General features: G+C 59.4%; 20 protein-coding genes and 1 pseudogene. 15 read left to right on the forward strand and 6 right to left on the reverse strand.

Features of this window, described 5'->3' with window-relative positions; genetic code table 11:
- Positions 1-95 precede the first annotated feature (95 nt).
- The 4 genes and pseudogenes from LOY36_RS25345 to LOY36_RS25360 all read left to right on the forward strand — a co-directional run.
- Positions 96-293, forward strand: a pseudogene (locus tag LOY36_RS25345) (DUF72 domain-containing protein); the annotation flags it as partial.
- Positions 294-301: 8 nt separating this feature from the next.
- Entirely contained in the window at positions 302-1,099 is a 798-nt protein-coding gene (locus tag LOY36_RS25350; RefSeq protein ID WP_258671285.1) for an endonuclease/exonuclease/phosphatase family protein, read from the forward strand.
- Entirely contained in the window at positions 1,096-2,382 is a 1,287-nt protein-coding gene (gene clsB / locus LOY36_RS25355) for a cardiolipin synthase ClsB (RefSeq protein WP_258671286.1), read from the forward strand. Before LOY36_RS25350 ends, clsB begins: the two co-directional genes overlap by 4 nt.
- A complete protein-coding gene (locus tag LOY36_RS25360; RefSeq protein ID WP_258671287.1) occupies positions 2,379-3,365 on the forward strand; it encodes a lysylphosphatidylglycerol synthase domain-containing protein in 987 nt (328 codons plus the stop codon). The genes clsB and LOY36_RS25360 overlap by 4 nt, the downstream gene beginning before the upstream one ends.
- Before the next feature lie 40 nt (positions 3,366-3,405).
- Here the strand turns inward: LOY36_RS25360 and LOY36_RS25365 are convergent, their stop codons facing one another.
- The 3 genes from LOY36_RS25365 to LOY36_RS25375 form a co-directional block, all read right to left on the reverse strand.
- A complete protein-coding gene (locus LOY36_RS25365; protein ID WP_258671288.1) occupies positions 3,406-4,164 on the reverse strand; it encodes a S9 family peptidase in 759 nt (252 codons plus the stop codon).
- Positions 4,154-5,263: a DUF3182 family protein gene (locus tag LOY36_RS25370; protein ID WP_258671289.1), complete on the reverse strand. Its 1,110-nt coding sequence runs from the start codon at positions 5,261-5,263 to the stop codon at positions 4,154-4,156. Before LOY36_RS25370 ends, LOY36_RS25365 begins: the two co-directional genes overlap by 11 nt.
- A 208-nt stretch (positions 5,264-5,471) precedes the next feature.
- Positions 5,472-6,467, reverse strand: coding sequence for a GlxA family transcriptional regulator (locus LOY36_RS25375; RefSeq protein WP_258671290.1), 996 nt, complete (start codon positions 6,465-6,467; stop codon positions 5,472-5,474).
- A gap of 101 nt (positions 6,468-6,568) precedes the next feature.
- On the opposite strand from LOY36_RS25375, the gene LOY36_RS25380 reads away from it, so the two are divergent.
- From LOY36_RS25380 to LOY36_RS25425, 10 genes are all read left to right on the forward strand, one after another.
- Positions 6,569-7,117: a cysteine hydrolase family protein gene (locus LOY36_RS25380; protein WP_258671291.1), complete on the forward strand. Its 549-nt coding sequence runs from the start codon at positions 6,569-6,571 to the stop codon at positions 7,115-7,117.
- A gap of 280 nt (positions 7,118-7,397) precedes the next feature.
- Entirely contained in the window at positions 7,398-7,979 is a 582-nt protein-coding gene (locus LOY36_RS25385) for a YjfI family protein (RefSeq protein ID WP_086945165.1), read from the forward strand.
- A gap of 24 nt (positions 7,980-8,003) precedes the next feature.
- The gene (locus LOY36_RS25390; RefSeq protein WP_019650839.1) at positions 8,004-8,702 is read left to right on the forward strand and encodes a PspA/IM30 family protein; all 699 of its coding nucleotides are present in this window, start codon (positions 8,004-8,006) and stop codon (positions 8,700-8,702) included.
- A gap of 218 nt (positions 8,703-8,920) precedes the next feature.
- Positions 8,921-9,484 (forward strand): rhomboid family intramembrane serine protease, encoded by a 564-nt coding sequence (locus tag LOY36_RS25395; protein WP_018925666.1) that lies wholly within the window; start codon positions 8,921-8,923, stop codon positions 9,482-9,484.
- A 71-nt stretch (positions 9,485-9,555) separates the two neighbouring features.
- The gene (locus LOY36_RS25400) at positions 9,556-10,590 is read left to right on the forward strand and encodes an ion channel (RefSeq protein WP_258671292.1); all 1,035 of its coding nucleotides are present in this window, start codon (positions 9,556-9,558) and stop codon (positions 10,588-10,590) included.
- Positions 10,577-11,257, forward strand: coding sequence for a YjfK family protein (locus tag LOY36_RS25405; protein WP_258671293.1), 681 nt, complete (start codon positions 10,577-10,579; stop codon positions 11,255-11,257). The genes LOY36_RS25400 and LOY36_RS25405 overlap by 14 nt, the downstream gene beginning before the upstream one ends.
- A gap of 14 nt (positions 11,258-11,271) precedes the next feature.
- Entirely contained in the window at positions 11,272-11,700 is a 429-nt protein-coding gene (locus tag LOY36_RS25410) for a DUF350 domain-containing protein (RefSeq protein ID WP_019650835.1), read from the forward strand.
- Between the two features lie 19 nt (positions 11,701-11,719).
- A complete protein-coding gene (locus tag LOY36_RS25415) occupies positions 11,720-12,448 on the forward strand; it encodes a DUF1190 domain-containing protein (protein WP_019650834.1) in 729 nt (242 codons plus the stop codon).
- A 12-nt stretch (positions 12,449-12,460) separates the two neighbouring features.
- A complete protein-coding gene (locus tag LOY36_RS25420; RefSeq protein ID WP_258671294.1) occupies positions 12,461-13,618 on the forward strand; it encodes a glutathionylspermidine synthase family protein in 1,158 nt (385 codons plus the stop codon).
- Positions 13,619-13,738: 120 nt separating this feature from the next.
- Positions 13,739-15,943, forward strand: a complete 2,205-nt coding sequence (locus tag LOY36_RS25425; protein ID WP_258671295.1) for an OsmC domain/YcaO domain-containing protein — start codon at positions 13,739-13,741, stop codon at positions 15,941-15,943.
- A gap of 71 nt (positions 15,944-16,014) precedes the next feature.
- Here the strand turns inward: LOY36_RS25425 and LOY36_RS25430 are convergent, their stop codons facing one another.
- Entirely contained in the window at positions 16,015-16,536 is a 522-nt protein-coding gene (locus LOY36_RS25430; RefSeq protein ID WP_007933689.1) for a single-stranded DNA-binding protein, read from the reverse strand.
- Positions 16,537-16,545: 9 nt separating this feature from the next.
- On the reverse strand, positions 16,546-17,943 hold the full coding sequence (locus LOY36_RS25435; protein ID WP_019650831.1) for an MFS transporter: 1,398 nt from the start codon (positions 17,941-17,943) through the stop codon (positions 16,546-16,548).
- A 191-nt stretch (positions 17,944-18,134) separates the two neighbouring features.
- Between LOY36_RS25435 and uvrA the strand changes: the two genes are divergently transcribed.
- Positions 18,135-20,969 carry an excinuclease ABC subunit UvrA gene (gene uvrA / locus LOY36_RS25440; protein ID WP_258671296.1) on the forward strand — a complete coding sequence of 945 codons (2,835 nt, stop codon included), beginning with the start codon at positions 18,135-18,137 and terminating at the stop codon, positions 20,967-20,969.
- A gap of 74 nt (positions 20,970-21,043) precedes the next feature.
- Here the strand turns inward: uvrA and bfr are convergent, their stop codons facing one another.
- Positions 21,044-21,508 (reverse strand): bacterioferritin, encoded by a 465-nt coding sequence (gene bfr, locus LOY36_RS25445; protein WP_007933692.1) that lies wholly within the window; start codon positions 21,506-21,508, stop codon positions 21,044-21,046.
- Between the last annotated feature and the right edge of the window lie 129 nt (positions 21,509-21,637).

A 21,637-nucleotide genomic window follows, 5' to 3' on the forward strand; every position in this document is an offset into this window, starting at 1 on the left:
CGATCTTTTGCTTTTACCGTCCGTAGCCCCGTCGAAACTTTCTCGCATGCCTGGCAGTCATCAAAAGACAGGGCTGTCCGAGGATGGGAGGCGACATGGCGGCGATTCATATCGGCATTTCAGGCTGGCGCTACACGCCCTGGCGGGGAGGCTTCTACCCGAAGGGGCTGACCCACAAACGCGAATTGCAATTCGCGTCACGGGCAGTCAACAGCATCGAAATCGATGGATCGCTCTACACCCTGCAACGGCCCGAACGTTATGCCCTGTGGTGCGAACCGGTTGCCGAAGGAGCGCTGCCATGAGCACTCCCGAACCGGTCGGTGGGACGGATGAACAGCAACCCATCATCAATGCCGTGAGCCGCTTCACCGTGCTGACGGTCAACACCCACAAGGGGTTCACCGCACTCAATCGGCGCTTCATCCTGCCCGAGTTGCGCGATGCGGTGCGCAGTGTGTCCGCCGATGTGGTGTTTTTGCAGGAGGTCCACGGCACCCACGAACAGCATCCCCAGCGCTACAACAATTGGCCGGCGATGCCCCAGTACGAATTCCTTGCCGATAGCCTGTGGCCGCAATTCGCCTACGGGCGCAACGCGGTCTACCCGGCGGGCGATCACGGCAATGCACTGTTGTCGAAGTTCCAGATCATTCGCCACGACAACCTCGACGTGTCCATCAGCGGCCATGAAAACCGTGGAATCCTGCATTGCGTGTTGCGGATGCCCGGCGATGGCCGGGAAGTGCATGCCGTTTGCGTCCATCTGGGTCTGCGCGAAAGCCACCGGACGGCACAGCTCAAGCTGCTGATCCGACGCCTGGAAGAGTTACCGCAAGATGCCCCGGTGGTCGTCGCCGGCGACTTCAACGACTGGCGCCTGCGCGCCGATGCGTTGCTCAAGCCTTGCGGTTTGCGTGAGGTCTTTGCCGAGCGGCATGGCAAACCGGCGCGCAGTTTCCCCGCGCGTTTGCCGGCGTTACGCCTGGACCGCATCTACGTGCGCCATCTCAAGGCCAGCCATCCGCAAGTACTGGCGGCACGCCCCTGGTCACACCTTTCCGACCATGCGCCCCTGTCGGTGGAGATCGAGTTATGAGCAGCCCGTCGATGGAAAAAACCACGGTCGAACACGTCTCCCCACCTCCCCCCGTGCGCGAGCCTGCGGTGACTGATGTTGAATACGGCTGGCACGGAAACAATCGGGTCGAGTTGCTGGAAAACGGTGAGGCGTACTTTCCACGGGTGTTTGAAGTGCTGCGCCAGGCCCAGAGGGAAATCCTGCTGGAAACCTTCATTGTGTTCGAAGACAAGGTCGGCAATGAGCTTCAACAGATCCTGATTGAAGCGGCGCAACGTGGCGTGCGTATCACGGTCAGTCTCGACGGCTTTGGTTGTGGCGAACTGAGTACGGCGTTCCTCGCCGCCCTGAGCAATGCCGGTGTGCGCCTGCAAATATTCGACCCTGCCCCGCGCCTTCTGGGCATCCGCACCAACTGGTTCCGCCGTCTGCACCGCAAGATTGTGGTGGTCGACGGCACGATTGCGTTCCTCGGCGGGATCAATTTTTCCGCCGACCATCTGGCCGACTTCGGCCCCGAGGCCAAGCAGGATTATTCGGTTGAAGTGCAAGGCCCGGCGGTGGCCGATATTCATCATTTCGCCTTGCTGCAAGGCGGTCGACCGGCCCGGGCCAAATACTGGTGGCAACGCCGCCGGCAGCGGCATGCTGAACTGGCGGTCGACGATCATGACGGTCAGGTGCGACTGGTGTATCGCGACAACGCAGAACACCCAAAAGATATCGAAGAGGTGTATTTACAGGTGCTGCGCAGTGCCCGGCGTCGCGTGGTGATCGCTAATGCCTACTTCTTTCCAGGCTATCGACTGCTGCACGAGATCCGCAATGCGGCACGCCGGGGGGTCGAGGTGCGCCTGATTCTTCAGGGACAACCGGACCTGCGGGTGGCCAGACTCGCCGCGCGCATGACCTACGACTACCTGCTGCGGGCCGGGGTGGTGATCTACGAATATTGCGACCGCCCCCTGCATGGCAAAGTCGCCCTGGTCGACGAGGACTGGAGCACTGTCGGCTCAAGCAACCTCGACCCGCTGAGCCTGTCCCTGAACCTGGAAGCCAACGTGCTGATCCGCGACCGTGCCTTCAACCGCGATCTGTACGAGCGTCTCGACGAGTTGAGCAGCAACCATTGCAAGGTCATGTCGGTGGACACAGCCCCTCGCGGGCGGATCTGGGACATGACCATCGGCTTTCTGGTGTTTCACTTCCTGCGGCATTTCCCCGCATGGGCCGGTTGGTTGCCGGCGCATAAACCGCGCCTGAAGCCCTTCATCCACCCACCCGGGAGCGCCAAGGCATGAGCCATTCCGAAGCGCAGCCTGCGCCGCACTCCGAGACGCCGGGCAAACACCACTGGCACCGCTGGAAAAGGCCGCTGACGATGCTGTTTTTCCTGGCGCTGATCGTATTGTTCACGATGCTCGCCCAGCGCATCGAATGGAACGAAGTGTTCGATACCCTGGCTGATTTCAAAGTACGCACGTTGATCATTGCGTCAGGTGTGACCCTGGCAAGCTTTCTGGTCTATGCCTGTTTCGACCTTATCGGGCGCACCTACATCCGGCAGAACCTGACCTGGCGGCAGATCCTCCCGGTGGGGATCATCAGCTATGCCTTCAACCTCAACCTGAGCGCCTGGGTCGGCGGCGTCGCCATGCGTTATCGGCTGTATTCGCGGCTCGGCGTGAGCAAAGGCAACATCGCAAAAATCCTCGGGCTGAGCCTGGCGACCAACTGGTTCGGCTACATGGTAATTGCCGGCGCGGTGTTCAGCAGCGGCCTGATGCGAATGCCGCCGGGCTGGAAAGTGAGCAGCAATGCACTGCAAGACGTGGGGATTTTGTTGCTGCTGTTGAGCACCGGATATCTGGCAGCCTGCCGGTATTCCAGGCGCCGGAAATGGTCGGTTCGCGGCGTGGAAATCATTCTGCCGTCGCTACGCATGGCAATCCTGCAACTGGCCCTCGGCGCACTGAACTGGGCGCTGATGGCGGCGGTGATCTTCACGTTGCTGCCGAGCAAACTGGATTATCCGCTGGTGCTTGGTGTGTTGCTGATCAGCGCCGTTGCCGGGGTCATCACCCATATCCCGGCCGGGCTCGGTGTGTTGGAGGCGGTGTTCGTGGCGCTGCTGCAGCACGAAGTATCGCGGGGCAGCCTGGTGGCGGGGTTGATCGCTTATCGGGCAATCTATTTCATTCTGCCGCTGTTGATAACGGTGTTGATGTATCTGGTGGTGGAAGCCAAGGCCAAGTCGTTGCGGATCTCGAAGAAACCTCGGTGAGCGGTCGCATCCACGAATGATCGCAAGACCACCGCATCTCTCAACTCGATTGAATGATGCTCAACCGCTCACCCACCACCATCTCGGTGATCCAATCCACCAGAATCGAGGTGTACGCCTGTTGCGAAACCGGGTCGCTCAAGGCGTGATCCGCACCATCGATGATCCGGTGAGTCAGCGAGTGAGTCTGCTGACACGCGGCGCGGTAACTCATGATCGTCGCGTGGGGTACATAGGCATCGGTCTCGGACTCCACCAGCAACACATCCCCGGTGAATTGCGAGCAGGCGTGCAACGCGCGATTGCTGTCGGCGCGCACCAGCGTGCCGCGATAGTCGCGCAAGTCGGCTTTGTCCAACTCACGCTTGGGCGTGTGCCACAAGTCGTCGCGATACAATGCCGGCACCCGCAGCGCCAACCAGCGCACCGGACGCAACGTCGTCAGGATCGCTGCCAGATAACCGCCATAACTGGTGCCGACCACCGCGATCGCAGAGGTGTCGAGCGCCGGGTGGGCGAGCAAGCGGTCGTAGGCTGCCAGCAGGTCGCGCAGGTTGTCTTCGCGGGTGACCCTGGACAACGGAATGCCGGTCCCGCCGGTATGGCCACGCAAGTCGAACGTCAGGCACACACAACCCAACCCGGCAATGCCTTTGGCGCGATCCAGGTCGCGCTCCTGGCTACCGCCCCAGCCGTGGACGAAAAGCACCCCCGGGACTTTCGATTTGGGGCTGAGGAAGGTCCCGCTCATCTGTTCATCGTCGATGTCGATCTGAATGGTTTCGCTTCTAGCCGTCATAGGATTTGACCGTTACGTACTTGAGAAGAAAATCACTGCGCTCCGCCGGCCCGCGGTACACCTCGATAGCGTTCGCCGGCAGCGTTTGATCGCTATAGGTTTCGACCGACGACACGCGAATCGCACGCAGGCCGGGGTCGTTGACAAAGCTCTGCAACGCCGCGACCTCGGCGCTGCTGGCACCGCCCAGGCGCCAGGATTGTTCGAGCACGCCGCTGCGTTGTCGGCCGTTGCAATCCAGCCCCTGGGCGATGTCGTAGTTGCGCCGCGAAGCATAGAAACCGGGGTAGGCTTCATCCGCCGCACTGTCGAATACCTGTGCCTGCTGGATCGCCAGCCTCACCTCATCCGGCAGTTCCAGCGCCAGCAGGTCCTCGTAATAACCCTGCACCACCAACAGGTTGGACCCTCCATAAACCTGCTCGCCCTGAGCGTCTTCGGTCATGTATTGATCACCGCAATAACTCAGCACTGTGTCGCCGATGAAGCTTTGGCCGACGCTGTGGGTGATCACCTCGGTCAAGTCCTGCTCCAGCACCACGCCTTCGGTGAACAGTGTCTTGGCCTCGGGGCGAGCGAGGATGGCGTCGAACTGGTCGAGGCTCTTGATCACTTCCTGACCGCGTCCGGCGCAGGCGTGAATAGGCTTGATGCGGATCGGGCCGCTGTAGAGCAGGTGCTCCGCCGCCGGGCGCGCATCGTCCAGGGAGAACACGCTGAGGCCATCGAGCACGACGCTGCGCACCCGTTCGCAAAACAACGGTGCCCAGCCTTCGGGCGCGAACGCATCGCGGTTCAACAGCCCATGACTGATGGCTTTGGTACCGATGAAATCGTGGTCGACGTAACCGCCCCACAAATCCTCCGGCCCTTTGACGCCCAGCTGCCGGGCGGCAGCGGCGCCCACCAGCGTCTGGGTCGGCAACAGATAGCGGCCACGACCGCTGTGCAGTTGCGGGTCGTAACTGCCGCCGTATTCGAGCCCGACGATCTGCGCCAGCCAACGGGCCAGCGCGCGATTGGTTTCGACTTCGTGCAGCGGAGCATCGGCACGCACAGAATGGGCGAGTACCAGTTTCTTGCGACTTGTTGGGGTCATGGGGTCCCCTTCAATCTGCGTTTGATAAATGTAGCTGGAGGGGTGCAGGGATCAGGCCAATGGCGGCTGATGAAGAACGACTTCTAAATCAGCCGGTTGCCCAGACAATAATGGCATTACGCCTGTTTGATTCTGCACGACGCCCTTCTGGACTCCGGCATTTTGCACGACTCAAACCTTCCACATTTTTTGATCTGGCGTGTTCTGGCTATCGGGCCACAGCCGCTGGCGGCGTCACGCCAAACCGCGTCCGGTAATCACTCGGCGCCAGCCCGGTAATCTTTTTGAACGTCGCGCGAAACGCACTCGGGTCCTGATAACCCACGGTCCAGGCAATGTGATCAATGGTGCCGTTGGTGAATTCGAGCATCTCGCGCGCCTTGCCGACGCGCAGGTGCTGGCAGTACTCGGTGGGTTTCAACCCGGTCGCCGCGCGGAATCGCCGCAGGAAGGTGCGCTCTTCCAGCCCCGCCCGTTCGGCCATTGCCGCCAGCGATACATCGACCGCCCCGGTGCTTTGCAGCCAATGCTGGACCTTGAGAATCGAGGCATCGCCATGGCTGAGAATCGGTGAAAAATTACTGCCGCACTCACTCGCGCTGTCGCTGTGCTCCACCACCAGAAACCGTGCCGTGCTAGTGGCAATGCTCGGCCCCAGCAGGCGGTTCACCAGCCGTAACCCCAGCTCTGACCAAGCCATCAACCCGGCGGTGGTAATCAGGTCACCGTCATCGACGATGGGCGTGTCAGCCTTGAGCTTGATCGCCGGGTAACGCTCGGCGAAGGCTTTGGCCGAGGTCCAATGAGTGGTGGCGCTACGGCCGTCGAGCAGGCCGCTTTCAGCCAACAGGATCGACCCCACGCAAACCCCGCCCAACGTCGCGCCGCTGGCGTGTTGCTGACGAATCCAGCGGATCAGCCCTTGCGGTGCCTGGCCCTCGGAAAAGCCGCCAATCGACGGCGGAATCAACACCGCGACCAACGCTTCGGCCGGGCCGGGTTGACTGTCGTAGACCCGTTCTGGCGCCTGATCGCCCTCGACCTGCCAATGACTGACCCTCAGCAACGGCAACTGCGTCGCCTGATGCTCGGCGGCAATCCGGTTGGCCACCCCGAACAGATCCGTCAACCCATGCACCGCCGCCATCTGCGCGCCGGGATAGATCAGCACGCCCAATTCGACGACTGCCCTTTCTACGCCCATTGTCAGTTTTCCCCCTTCTATTGTCGGTGCGGCCAATCCTCGGACGGCCTGCAGAACCTGATACTTGAATCACACCCAACAAGCACTTCGAGGAAACACTCATGACCAAGCAAGCACTCATCGTAGTCGATATCCAGAACGACTACTTCCCCCAGGGCAAGTGGCCTTTGGCGGGCGCCGATGCCGCCGCAGACAACGCTGCACGGCTGATCCAGGCCTTTCGCGAGGCCGGTGACGCGGTGGTACACATCCGCCACGAATTCACCTCCGACGCCGCACCGTTCTTCACCCCAGGCTCCGACGGCGCGAAGTTGCACCCCAAAGTCCTGAACCGCGCCGATGAACCGGTGGTGCTCAAGCACTTCGTCAACGCGTTCCGCGAAACCGAACTCAAGGCCATCCTCGACCAGCAAGGTATCGAACACCTGGTGGTGGTCGGCAGCATGAGCCACATGTGCATCGACGGCGTCACCCGTGCCGCAGCAGACTTCGGCTATACGGTCACGGTGATCCACGACGCCTGTGCCACCCTCGACCTGGAGTTCAACGGCGTCACCGTCCCAGCCGCCCATGTGCATGCCGCGTTCATGTCGGCCTTGGGGTTTGCTTATGCGAGCGTGGTGTCCACCGATGAGTTTCTGGCTGGTTAGATGAGAGGCTCGTTCCACAGGATTACGCTTAACTGACCGGAATCATGCTGCTTCCCTTCTTTTTCATACACCTGCGCAACCGTCGAAAAAATCTCACGCGTGAGCTATTGAGGGCTGCAAAAATAGCCTGTAGTGTTATCACGCGTGAGTTTTTCACAACGGGATCAGCACCATGAAAAGCAGCTCTCCATCAGATCCGCCTACCGGGTCTGTTACCGATTCAGCGAGCCGCAAGGGAGAGCGCTCGAAACCCTCCGCGAAAAAACCATCGAGCTTTTACATGAAGCAGATGCGCGCGGGCCTGGGTGCCGCCGGCTATGTGAAACACGAGACTTGGGTGCTTCCCGAAAATCGAAGCCTGCTCAAGCAGATGGAGAAACAGCTACGCCAACCGATTCTGGCTGGCTCATTCATGTCGGAGAATTACATGAGCGCAGGTAATAACTGGAACATCGATCGCCTCTACAGCGCCCTCCAGGCCCTCGACGAAGTGGTTGCGAACGAAATCACCCTCTCCCTCGTTCAAGGCTCCGAATCCAGCATCAAGCTGGAAATGAACGATTTCGGTGGCTTGCCGATTTACATCGCGGTGGTTGGCGATCAGATAATCGTCGATACGGTCCTGGTCGATGTCGAATCGATCAACAACGTCCCGGCATTCAATGATGCCGTTTTGCGCAGCCGGGAAATGTTCCCGCTGTCCTCGATCGGTATCGAGTCCATGCCCAACGGGCAGGTCGTTTACAACATGTTCGGCGCGCTGAGCTCCGACTCCAGCCTGACCAACGTCGTGACTGAGATCAAAACCCTCGTCGACAACGTCCAGCGCGCCAGCGAAGCCTTTGAACGCTTCTTCAATTAATTATTCGGGAACAGGATATATCCAATGACTCAGTCCATCTGGAGCAAATTGTTCACCGCGCTGCGTGGCGGTGCCAACGAAGTCGGCGAATCGATCGTCGACCAACAGGCCCTGCGCATTCTCGACCAGGAAATTCGCGATGCTGACAGCGCGCTGGCCAACGCCAAGCGTGAACTGGTCACCATCATGGCCAAGCACAAGCTGTCGGCTGACCGCGTCAGCGAGTACAACGCCAAGATCAAGGACCTGGAATCCAAGGCCCTGGCCGCCATCCAGGCCAACCGCGAAGACCTGGCACTGGAAGTGGCCGAAGCCATTTCGACCCTGACCAATGAACTGGATGTCGAGCAAAAGCAGGCCACCGAATTCGGCGGTTACGCCGACAACATGCGCAAAGACATCACCAAGGCCGAAAACCGCATCAAAAGCCTGCGTCAGCAAGTGGACATGGCCAAGGCTCGTGAAAGCGTACAGAAAGCCCAGGTCAGCGCTTCGATCGCCAGTGGCGGCGCCAACGGCAAGCTGGAAACCGCCGTCGGCACACTGAACCGCCTGCAGGCCAAGCAGCAGCAACGCGCCGCTGAACTGCAAGCCCAGGACGAACTGGCCGATGCGTCGACCGGCACCGACCTGGAACGCAAACTGCGCGATGCCGGCATCACACCGGACGAAGGCAGCGCCAATGCGATTCTGGAACGCCTGAAGAAAAAATCGGCCGAGTAACCCGGTCAGCCAGTCAGTCAAGTGCACTGACCCTGTGGCGAGGGAGCTTGCTCCCGCTGGACTGCGCAGCAGTCCCTTCTTTTTGGGGATAAGAGGGGCCGCTTCGCGGCCCAGCGGGAGCAAGCTCCCTCGCCACAATTTTACTCAGTGCTTGTTCTATCTCTTAACTGACAGGCATTAATTGATCGCCCTTCTTTACTGCCGAATCGAGGTCAAGGATGGATGCCCTGAAGGGTTTCAAGACAATTGCCGGCCTGGCCATCTTCATGGTTGCGCTGCAACTGCTCAATGTTGCGACCGGCTACAGCCTTAACGCCTTCGGCCTGGTTCCGAGAACCCTGCACGGACTGGTCGGCATCATCACCTCGCCTTTCTTGCACACATCCTTTGCGCACCTGAGTGCCAACCTGATTGCCTTTTTGATCCTCGGTACCCTGGTCATCGTCGAAGGGCTCAACCGGTTCATGGCCGTCAGCGCTATCATCATTTTGCTGGGCGGTTCGCTGATCTGGCTGTTCGGTTTTGCCGGCGTGCACATCGGTGCCAGCGGCTGGGTGTTCGGGCTGTGGGCGTATCTCCTGTCGCGCGCCTGGTTCCAGAGGAGCTGGAGCAACCTGATAACCGCCAGTGTCGTGGCCCTGCTCTATGGCGGGCTGGTTGTTGGCTTCCTTCCGCGCCGGGGCATTTCCTTCGAAGGGCATATTTTTGCTGCAATCGCCGGGTATATTGCAGCCAAGGTACTGTTATCTACGCCGCGCAGCAGGTTTAATGCCGCCCGGTAACCGCACTCGAGCACTTAGATGCCCGAGCGATTACGTCGCCAGGAATGAGCCCCCAAGGAGTCAGGGATGTAATGTCGATTTTCCTTTTATTGCGCGCGTACGCGGCGTCCTTCTTCCATCGCTTCGGCTGGGCCGGCCTGGCCATTGCGCTGGGCGTACACCTGAGCACGGCCTGGCTCGGCCTGGCGTTTCTGGGCGAACAACACCTCATCGCTCCCGCCACGTTCACCTACTTCTATCTCACCACCACGCTCACCGTCGGCTACGGCGATCTTGCGCCACAGACAGCCGCGGGACGGATTTTCGTGGCCACCTGGGTCATGCTCGGGGGCATTGCGCTGCTGACGGCAGCCATTGGTAAAACCACCAGCAGTGTCATCGATGTATGGAGAAAAGGCATGAAGGGCAAAGGCGATTTCACCGGCAAGGTCGGCCATACCGTTCTCATCGGCTGGGAAGGCGCATCCAGCGAGCGGGTCATTGAGTTGCTGCTGCAGGACGAAACGTCCAATGACAACCTGATCGTCATTTGCGATTGCGACCTCGAAGAAAACCCCATGCCGGGCAAGGCGGCCTTTATCAAAGGTGAAAGCCTGTCATCTGCCGCGCTTTTGCTGCGTGCCGGCGTGCCTGGCGCCGAACGCGTACTGGTGCGTACCCATTCAGATGATCTGACCCTGGCCACCGTTCTGGCGGTCAATCAACTGAGCCCGGTCGGGCATGTGGTCGCCCACTTCAATGAAAGTGAAATCGCCGCGCTCGCCAGTGCCTACGCACCCAGCCTGGAATGCACCTCAAGCATGGCCATCGAGATGTTGGTGCGCGCCTCTCAGGATCCGGGCTCGTCAGTGGTCATCAATGAATTGCTGTGCGTGGGCCAAGGCGCCACCCAATACCTGATGAAACTGCCCGAAACCTTTGAAGCAACGTTCGGCGATCTGTACGCACAGATGAAAGAACGCCATAACGCGACCCTTATCGGCTACCGCGCCAAAGGCGCCCGACAGCCTTCAATCAACCCGCCCGGCGCCACTCGCGTCAAGGGCGGCGAACTCTTCTACATCGCCTCCACTCGCCTCAAGGAAATCTCCAATGGGATGGTTTAAACAGTTGCTGGGGCTTGAGGCCCCGAACGCGAGCACGAATACCGATTCGAAATGGACAGCCAACGATAACCTGCCAGTCAGCGGCCCGCTGGGCCTGGCGTTGGGCAAGGGCGTGATGTTCGACACGACCCTGAAACTGCTGCTCGACGAAAAAACCGCGGTGACCATCCCCGGTTCCCAGCAGATCTGGAGTGCCGGCACCATTGATCTCGGGCAGTCGACCTGGTTGTCGCGCTATTACATGAACGACGAAGACTACTGGCTGCAAGTGCACACCACCGGTGACATCGCCGGGCAGGTCGAGTCAGTGATCCTGTTCAACTACCTCAGCTACGTCACCATCAACAGTGAAGCGGAGCTGCGTCGGCTGGCCGGCCCTCAAAGCCTGATCGGGCTGCCGACCTACACCCTCAACGGGGTCGAATACACCCGCGAATGGGGCACCGAGAACGGCCAGACCGAACTGGTGCCGTTGAGCGAACACCTGAAGAATCCGGATGAGACCTACAGCATCGGGCATCGTTCGATGCTGTACGCCCGCGAAACCGGCCTGACCGATCGCCGGGAATTCCTGCTGTTTTCCGTCGAAGAAGACGCCGAAGGCACCATCAGCTTGAGCACTTCGCTGGGTATTTCGCTGTACACCACCGACCTGAACACTTTTTAAAAAGGAAGAACTCCATGCTTGAAGCGCTCTCCATCTCCCTGAACAAAGCCGCCGTGCTCGGGTTTGTTTTGTACATCCTCGGCGCCGCCGTGCTGTTCGCGCTGTTCCAGTTCATCTACACCCGAATCACACCGCACCGGGAATTCGAACTGATCCGTGCGGGCAACGTTGCGGCCGCCATCGCCCTGGGCGGCGCCGTCATCGGTTTCGCCATTCCGGCCAGCAATGTGATCGCCTACTCGATCAGCATTCTGGACTTCGTCGTCTGGGCGGTGATCGCCGCTTTCGTACAACTGCTGGCGTTCCTGGTGACCAGCCTGGTGCTAAAAGGCGCCTCTGAGCGCATCAAGAACGGCGAAATCGCTGCGGGTATCTATGTCGCGGCAGTGGCCATCAGCGTCGGCATGTTGAATGCCGCGTGCATGACCCCTTCCCAGAACTGATTGCGCCTCGGAGATTGCGATGAAACGAAGCAAGTACGTTCAGCTCTCGCTGGCGGCATCGGTCGCCATGGCCATATCAGGCTGCGGGCCGACGGAAAAAACCTACGAGATACACAAAAAGTACAACTTCCAGTCCGTCCAGCAGTGCGCCGATGAAAAACTCCCGGTCGACATCTGTTCTGACGCCTATATGAAGGCCATGGCCCAGCATCGAAGCATTGCGCCGGTGTACGACAACCAGGCTGATTGCGACGCTGACTTTGTTGCCGACTGGTGCCAGCAGGATTCCGCCGGCAAATTCATCCCCAAGCTCGGCGGTTTCGAACTGAGTGCCGATGGCGAGGTGACGCAGTCCGAAGTGGACGCGGCCAAGGCTAGATTGCCCGCATCGGAAGCGAATGCCGCAGGGTCGGGTTTCTCCGGCAGTAGCCTGCTGACCGGGCTGCTGATCGGCAACATGCTCAGCAGCAACCGCAACAGCTACTACTCCGAACCGGTCTACCGCTATCGCGATGATCGCGGTGACTACTCGTCCTCGACACTCAGTCAGCGGGTATCGTCAGGTTCAACCTTCAACAGGTCCAATCAGGCGCGCTACGGCAGCAGTGGCAGTTACACCGACACCATCACCCGCAGCAAGCCGGTGTCCGTTGCATCGTCCACCTCCCGCGGCGGGTTCGGCAGCCAGGCCAGCGCACGCAGTGGCTGGGGTGGATCAGGCAAGAGCTTTGGCGGTTCGAGTAGCTAAGGGAACAAGGCCATGAAGAAAATCCTCTGCGCAGAGCGTCATGACTGGAAACAGACCGCCGAAAGCCTCGGTTTCCTGTTCCATACCATCGACGACGAACCCTATTGGGACGAGAGCGCGTACTACCAGTTCACGCTCAAGCAGATCGAGAACGACCTCGAAGACCCGACCACCGAAGTTCATGAGATGTGCATGGACCTGGTGGCGCGAGTGGTGCAAAGCGAAGAGTTGCTGGAGCGCTTGAGCATCCCCGCGCCGTTCTTCGACATGATTCGCACTTCATGGCTCGAAGGCCACCCGCACCTGTATGGGCGCATGGACTTCTCCTACAACGGCAGCGGGCCAGCCAAGTTGCTGGAACTCAACTACGACACGCCGACCAGCCTGTATGAGGCCGCGGCGTTTCAGTGGGGCTGGCTGGAGCAATGCATCGAACGCGGCTTGCTGCCCAGGCACGCCGACCAGTTCAACAGCATCGATACCAAGCTGCATCAGGCTTTTGCCCAACTGCAGCTCAAACAGCCCTTCTATTTCGCCTCGATGAAAGACTCGGTCGAAGACAAGGGCACCACTGATTACCTGCGCCTGGTCGCGGAAAAGGTCGGCATCGAATCGCGGCACATCGACATCGAAGACATTGGCCTCACCAGCGACGGACGTTTCGTCGACCTCGAAGATCGCTGGATCCCTCACCTGTTCAAACTGCATGCCTGGGAGTTCATCTTCCACGAACCCTTCGGCGCAGCGATTGCGCAGAGCGACACACAGTTTTTCGAACCGCCCTGGAAATCCATCATCTCCAACAAGGGCATCCTGCCGCTGCTATGGGAGTTCAACCAAGGTCACCCGAACCTGCTCGCGGCGCACCTGGACTCCGATCCGAGTAAAGCGGTGCCCAAAGGTTGGGTGCGCAAGCCGTTCTTCTCACGGGAAGGCGCAAACATTGAGCTGCAAACCGCTGAGGGTCTGATCGTAAAAGAGGACGGCCCCTACACTGATGCGCCGTTTATCCTTCAGGAGTTTGCCCCGCTGCCGAAATTTGGCGACAGCTACACGCTGATCGGCTCCTGGGTGATCGGGGATCAGGCGGCCGGCATCGGCGTGCGTGAGGACAACAGCTTGATTACCAAGGATTCGAGCCGGTTCTTGCCGCATCTGATACTCGACTGAGCCCTTCATTGCCCACTAAAAAAGCTTGGTGTCGACATATCGTCAGACACCCACAAGACTTACTGCGCAAATGCCGGATAATGGCGGCCATTCGTTTAGCCGTTATTCTGGTAATCCCCCATGGAAATCAAGGTCAACTTTCTCGACAACCTGCGACTTGAAGCCAAGTTCGATGACTTCACGGTGGTGGCCGATCAACCTATCCGCTACAAGGGCGATGGCTCGGCACCGGGTCCGTTCGACTACTTCCTGGCTTCGTCGGCGTTGTGTGCGGCGTATTTTGTGAAGTTGTACTGCAACACGCGCAATATCCCCACGGATAACATCCGCCTGTCGCAGAACAATATTGTTGACCCGGAAAACCGCTACAACCAGATTTTCAAGATCCAGGTCGAGTTGCCGGCGGACATCTCCGACAAGGACCGCCAGGGCATCCTGCGCTCCATCGACCGTTGCACCGTGAAGAAAGTGGTGCAAGCCGGGCCTGAATTTGTGATCGAAGAAGTGGACAACCTCGACGCCGATGCCCAGGCGTTGCTGATGCCTGCTTCCAGCTCAGAGGCGAGCACCTATATTGCCGGCAAGGATCTGCCGCTGGAGCAAACCATCGCCAACATGTCGGCCATTCTGGCGGACCTGGGCATGAAGATTGAAATCGCCTCGTGGCGTAATATCGTGCCCAATGTGTGGTCGCTGCATATCCGCGATGCGCACTCGCCGATGTGCTTTACCAACGGCAAGGGTGCGACCAAGGAAGGCGCGTTGGCGTCGGCGTTGGGCGAGTTTATCGAGCGACTCAACTGCAACTTCTTCTACAACGACCAGTTCTGGGGCGAACACATCGCCAACGCAGCGTTTGTGCACTACCCGGACGAGCGCTGGTTCAAGCCTGGCCGTAAGGATGCACTGCCGACCGAAATCCTCGACGAGTACTGCCTGAAGATTTACAACCGCGACGGCGAGCTGCGTGGTTCCCACCTGATCGACACCAACTCAGGCAATGAAGAGCGCGGCATCTGCTCGCTGCCGTACGTGCGCCAGTCCGACGGCGAGGTGGTGTATTTCCCGTCCAACCTGATTGAAAACCTGTTCCTGAGCAACGGCATGAGTGCCGGTAACACGCTGGCCGAAGCCCAGGTGCAGTGCCTGTCGGAGATTTTCGAGCGCGCGGTAAAACGCGAAATCATCGAAGGTGAATTTGCCCTGCCGGATGTGCCGGCTCACGTGCTGGCGAAGTACCCCGGGATACTGGCCGGGATTCAGGCGCTGGAAGAGCAAGGGTTCCCCGTGCTGGTGAAGGATGCGTCCCTGGGAGGTGAATTCCCGGTGATGTGCGTCACGTTGATGAACCCGCGTACCGGCGGTGTGTTCGCCTCGTTCGGCGCGCACCCGAGCCTGGAAGTGGCGCTGGAGCGCAGCCTGACCGAATTGCTGCAGGGCCGCAGCTTCGAAGGCCTCAACGACCTGCCCCAGCCGACGTTTGAAGGTCATGCCGTGACCGAGCCAAATAACTTCGTCGAGCACTTTATCGACTCCAGCGGCGTGGTGTCGTGGCGCTTCTTCAGCTCAAAATCGGATTACGAATTCGTGGAGTGGGACTTCTCCGGCCAGGGTGAAAACTCGAATGCCGAGGAAGCCGCAACCTTGTTCGGCATTCTCGAAGGCATGGGCAAAGAAGTGTACATGGCGGTCTACGAGCATATCGGTGCAACGGCCTGCCGCATCCTGGTGCCAGACTATTCGGAAATTTATCCAGTAGACGATCTGATCTGGGATAACACCAACAAAGCACTGTTCTTCCGCGCCGACATCCTGAACCTGCATCGCCTGGACGAAGAGGAACTGCAAGCGCTGGTTGAGCGTCTGGTGGAAAGTGAGCTGGACGACTACACCGACATCACCACCTTGATCGGCATCGAGTTTGACGACAATACGGCCTGGGGTCAGCTGACGATCCTGGAGTTGAAGCTGCTGATTTATCTCGCCCTACAGCAATTTGAAGAGGCGAAAGAGGCGGTGGAAATGTTCCTGCAGTACAACGACAACACCGTCGAGCGCGGCTTGTTCTATCAGGCGGTCAATGTGGTGCTGGAAATGAAGCTGGACGAAGACCTGGAACTGGAAGACTACGAGGCCAATTTCCGCCGGATGTTTGGCAACGAGCGGATGGATGCAGCGATCGGATCGGTGGACGGCAGCGTGCGCTTCCATGGCTTGACGCCGACCAGCATGAAGCTGGAGGGGCTCGATAGGCATCTGCGCTTGATCGAGAGCTACAAAAAACTGCACATGGCGCGGGCCAACATGACCGCTCTATCCAGTTAACAGCGCCAACAAAAAAGCGAAGCCAGATCAATGGCTTCGCTTTTTTTATTACTGACTGGATAGCAGCTTTATCAGAACGGAATATCGTCATCAAAGCTGTCGAAATCCGGAGCCGGTTGCGGTGCGGCCTGCGGTGGAGCCGGGCGCGACTGTTGCGGTGCCGACTGCTGCGGACGCGGAGCCTGCTGGCGTGGAGCTGGAGCGGATTGCTGGTAGTTATTGCCCCCGCCTTGTTGGTCGCCCTGTTGTGGACGGCCGCCCAGCAGTTGCATGGTGCCTTGCATGTCGACCACGATTTCAGTGGTGTAACGCTTGATACCGTCTTTTTCCCACTCGCGGGTCTGCAGTTTGCCTTCGATGTAGACCTGCGAACCTTTACGCAGGTATTCGCCGGCGATTTCGGCTACTTTGCCGAACATCGAAACACGGTGCCATTCGGTCTTCTCGACCTTCTGACCGGTTTGCTTGTCGGTCCACTGTTCGCTGGTCGCCAGACTCAGGTTGGTCACGGCGTTACCGTTAGGCAAGTAGCGAACTTCGGGATCCTGGCCGCAAGTGCCGACCAATATGACTTTGTTAACCCCACGGGCCATAACGTTCTCCTAGGCTACGCACGCTGCCTCGGCCGGGTTGTTCACCAGGCGCTCAAGGGTCGTGCGATCCAATAGTTCTGTGTCCAATTTGATGTAAATCGCCGCTTCATCAGCAACGATCACCGCATCTGTTACCCCTACGACGGCCTTCAGGCGCTCAACCAGACCCGCTTCGCGGATCGCCTCGGGCGACAACGGCAAGCGCAGGCTCGTGACATAAGGTGGTTCGCGCATGGTAACAGCAAAGGCCAACCAGAGGGCAGCCAGGCCGGCGCATCCAAGGAATACAACCGACAAACCGCCATGCTGGAACAACCAGCCGCCGAGGATCCCGCCCAGTGCCGAACCGAGGAACTGACTGGTGGAATAGACCCCCATCGCCGTGCCCTTGCCACCTGCCGGTGAAACCTTGCTGATCAGCGACGGTAATGAAGCTTCCAGCAGATTGAACGCGGTGAAGAACACCACCGTGCCAATTACCAGAGCCCGCAAGCTGTCGCCGAACTGCCAGAAGAATAGCTCAGTGAGCATCAGCGTCAGCACGGCGCCCAATAAAACTCGTTTCATTTTGCGTTTCTTCTCGCCGTAAATAATGAACGGGATCATGGCGAAGAAGGAAATCAGCAGCGCAGCCAGGTACACCCACCAGTGTTGCTCCTTGGGCAAACCGGCTTTTTCGACCAGCGCCAGGGGCAATGCAACGAAGCTCGACATCAACATCGCGTGCAACACAAAAATGCCCAGGTCCAGGCGCAGCAGGTCCGGGTGTTTGAGCGTCGGTATCAGCGCCTGACGCGCGACGCCGGACTCGCGGTGCTGCAATGGCCCGGTGGCGCGCGGCACCATGAACATCACGATGACGATACCGAGCAGCGCCATGCCGCCGGTGGCGAAGAACAGCCCCGAGAGGCCGAAGGCACGGGTCAGCAATGGCCCTACCACCATGGCAATCGCGAACGACAGACCGATCGTCATGCCGATCATGGCCATGGCTTTGGTCCGATGCTGTTCCCGGGTCAGGTCCGACAGCAACGCCATGACCGCCGCGGAAATCGCCCCGGCGCCTTGCAGGATGCGTCCGGCGATGACGCCCCAGATCGAATCGGCATTGGCCGCCAGCACGCTGCCCAGGGCGAAGACGATCAGCCCCAGGTAAATCACTGGACGACGACCGATGCGGTCGGAAATGAAGCCAAAGGGAATCTGAAAAATCGCCTGGGTCAGGCCGTAAGCGCCAATCGCCAACCCGATGAGGGCCGGGGTCGCGCCCGCCAGGTCCATCCCATAGGTCGCCAGCACCGGCAACACCATGAACATGCCAAGCATACGGAAGGCGAACACCAGGGCCAGACCGCTTGCTGCGCGGGTCTCACTGCCACTCATGCGTTCGCTGTGGGGATCGTGCATGGAAAAACCTCATGTGAACCGGCGGCGATTCTACCAGTCCCATCGATTGACGGGGTATATCGCGACGCTATGACGCGTACAGATGACGCAATCTTCATGCAAGGTTGCGCGCCCCTCATTTGATAGTGTGCATCCATCCAGTATTTGGCCGTATACTCCTACGTTTTCGACGCCCGCCGAGCGAGGCCACTTTGGACAAGATCCTGATTCGTGGGGCCCGAACCCACAACCTGAAGAACATCGACCTGACCCTGCCACGGGACAAACTGATCGTCATCACCGGCCTGTCCGGATCCGGCAAGTCGTCCCTGGCCTTCGACACGCTGTACGCCGAAGGCCAGCGCCGCTATGTCGAATCGCTGTCGGCCTACGCCCGGCAATTCCTGTCGATGATGGAAAAACCTGACGTCGACACCATCGAAGGTCTGTCGCCGGCGATCTCCATCGAACAGAAGTCGACCTCGCACAACCCGCGCTCGACGGTTGGCACCATTACCGAAATCTACGATTACCTGCGCCTGCTCTACGCTCGCGTCGGTATTCCGCGCTGCCCGGACCACGACATTCCGCTGGAAGCCCAGACCGTCAGCCAGATGGTCGACCTGGTGCTGGCGCAACCGGAAGGCAGCAAACTGATGCTGTTGGCTCCGGTAATCCGCGAGCGCAAGGGCGAACACCTCTCGGTCTTCGAAGAACTGCGGGCCCAGGGCTTTGTGCGGGCCCGGGTCAACGGCAAACTCTGTGAGCTGGACGAGTTGCCGAAGCTGGATAAACAGAAGAAGCACTCGATCGACGTCGTGGTCGACCGCTTCAAGGTCCGCGCCGATCTGCAACAACGCCTGGCCGAATCGTTCGAGACCGCGCTGAAACTGGCGGACGGCATCGCTCTGGTGGCGCCAATGGACGACGAGCCCGGCGAAGAAATCATCTTCTCCGCACGCTTTGCCTGTCCGATCTGCGGCCACGCCATCAGCGAGCTGGAACCCAAGCTGTTTTCCTTCAACAACCCGGCCGGCGCCTGCCCGACCTGCGATGGCCTGGGGGTTAAGCAGTTCTTCGACACCAAACGATTGGTGAACGGTGAACTGACCCTGGCCGAAGGCGCGATCCGCGGCTGGGACCGGCGCAACGTCTATTACTTCCAGATGCTTGGCTCGCTGGCTGCCCACTACAAGTTCAGCCTCGAAGTGCCGTTCAACGAACTGCCGGCCGATCAACAGAAATTCATCCTGCATGGTAGCGGCTCGCAGAATGTCGACTTCAAGTACCTGAACGACCGCGGCGATATCGTCAAACGCTCGCACCCGTTCGAAGGCATCGTGCCGAACCTGGAACGCCGCTACCGCGAAACCGAATCAGCTTCGGTCCGCGAAGAGCTGGCCAAGTTCCTCAGCACCCAGCCTTGCCCGGATTGCCGTGGCACCCGTCTGCGTCGCGAGGCGCGACACGTGTGGGTTGGCGAGAAGACCTTGCCAGCGGTGACCAACTTGCCGATCGGCGATGCCTGCGAATACTTCGGCGTGCTGAAGCTGACTGGCCGCCGTGGCGAAATTGCCGACAAGATCCTCAAGGAAATCCGCGAACGCCTGCAGTTTCTGGTCAACGTTGGCCTGGACTATCTGTCACTGGATCGCAGTGCCGACACGCTGTCCGGCGGTGAGGCCCAGCGCATTCGCCTGGCCAGTCAGATTGGCGCCGGTCTGGTGGGGGTTCTGTACATCCTCGATGAACCGTCAATTGGCCTGCACCAGCGGGACAACGACCGATTGCTCGGCACACTCAAGCACCTGCGTGACATCGGCAACACGGTGATCGTGGTCGAGCACGATGAAGACGCGATTCGTCTGGCTGACTATGTGGTGGACATCGGCCCGGGCGCAGGTGTGCACGGCGGGCATATCGTTGCCGAAGGGACGCCGGACGAAGTCATGGCTCACCCTGATTCGCTGACTGGCAAGTATTTGTCGGGCCGAGTAAAGATCGCTGTTCCAGCCAAACGCACACCCCGTAACAAGAAGTTGTCGTTGTCCCTAAAGGGTGCTCGCGGCAACAATTTGCGCAATGTCGATCTGGAGATTCCGATCGGCCTGCTGACCTGCGTGACCGGCGTGTCCGGCTCGGGCAAATCGACGCTGATCAACAACACGCTGTTTCCTTTGAGCGCTACCGCACTCAACGGGGCAACCACCCTGGAAGCGGCGGCTCACGACAGTATCAAGGGCCTTGAGCACCTGGATAAAGTCGTCGACATCGATCAGAGCCCGATCGGTCGCACGCCGCGCTCCAACCCGGCGACCTACACCGGATTGTTCACGCCGATTCGCGAGTTGTTCGCCGGCGTACCGGAGTCCCGCTCCCGCGGTTACGGACCGGGGCGTTTCTCCTTCAACGTGAAGGGCGGACGCTGTGAAGCCTGTCAGGGCGATGGCCTGATCAAAGTGGAAATGCACTTCCTGCCGGACATCTATGTCCCGTGCGACATCTGCAAGAGCAAGCGCTACAACCGCGAAACCCTTGAGATCAAGTACAAGGGCAAGAGCATCCACGAAACCCTCGAGATGACCATCGAGGAAGCCCGGGTGTTCTTCGACGCGGTTCCGGCCTTGGCGCGCAAGCTTCAGACGTTGATGGACGTAGGCCTTTCGTACATCAAACTGGGGCAATCGGCGACGACGCTGTCGGGTGGTGAAGCCCAGCGGGTGAAACTGTCCCGCGAGTTGTCCAAGCGCGATACCGGCAAGACCCTGTACATCCTCGATGAACCGACTACCGGCCTGCACTTCGCGGATATCCAGCAACTGCTCGACGTGTTGCATCGTTTGCGCGACCACGGCAACACCGTGGTGGTAATCGAGCACAACCTGGATGTGATCAAGACCGCCGACTGGCTGGTGGATCTGGGGCCGGAAGGTGGTTCCAAGGGCGGCCAGATCATCGCCGCCGGTACGCCGGAGGATGTGTCGGAGATGAAGCAGTCTCACACTGGCTACTATCTCAAGCCACTGCTGGCTCGCGACAAGGCCTGAATCGGGCCCATGAAAAAGCCCCTGTCACTTTGTTGGTGACAGGGGCTTTTTTTGTGCGTGATCTGCCTGAAGGATCAGAACTGCGATTGCAGGTAATTCTCCAGACCGATCAATTTGATCAAACCCAGCTGTTTCTCCAGCCAGTAGGTGTGATCTTCCTCGGTGTCATTCAGCTGAATGCGCAGGATCTCGCGGCTGACGTAATCCTTGTGCAGCTCGCAAAGCTCAATGCCCTTGCACAGCGCGGCACGAACTTTATATTCCAGACGCAGGTCAGCGGCGAGCATGTCCGGCACGGTGGTGCCGACATCGAGATCGTCTGGACGCATGCGCGGCGTACCTTCGAGCATCAGGATCCGACGCATCAGGGCGTCAGCATGCTGCGCCTCTTCTTCCATCTCGTGGTTGATACGCTCGTAGAGCTCGGTGAACCCCCAGTCCTCGTACATCCGCGAATGGATGAAATATTGATCACGCGCTGCCAGTTCGCCTGTCAGCAACGTGTTGAGGTAATCGATTACGTCTGGGTGACCTTGCATCGCCCTACATCTCCCTGCTTGAAAGTCTGTAGTTTGAACCAAGCTGACCCGAAGGTCACTCGCCTGACGCAATAAAAGCGAAGATATTCTGAGAAAAGCGGTTTAAATAACGCAAAAACCGCCCAAATG

The sequence above is a fragment of the Pseudomonas sp. B21-019 genome (assembly GCF_024749225.1).
GTDB lineage: Bacteria > Pseudomonadota > Gammaproteobacteria > Pseudomonadales > Pseudomonadaceae > Aquipseudomonas.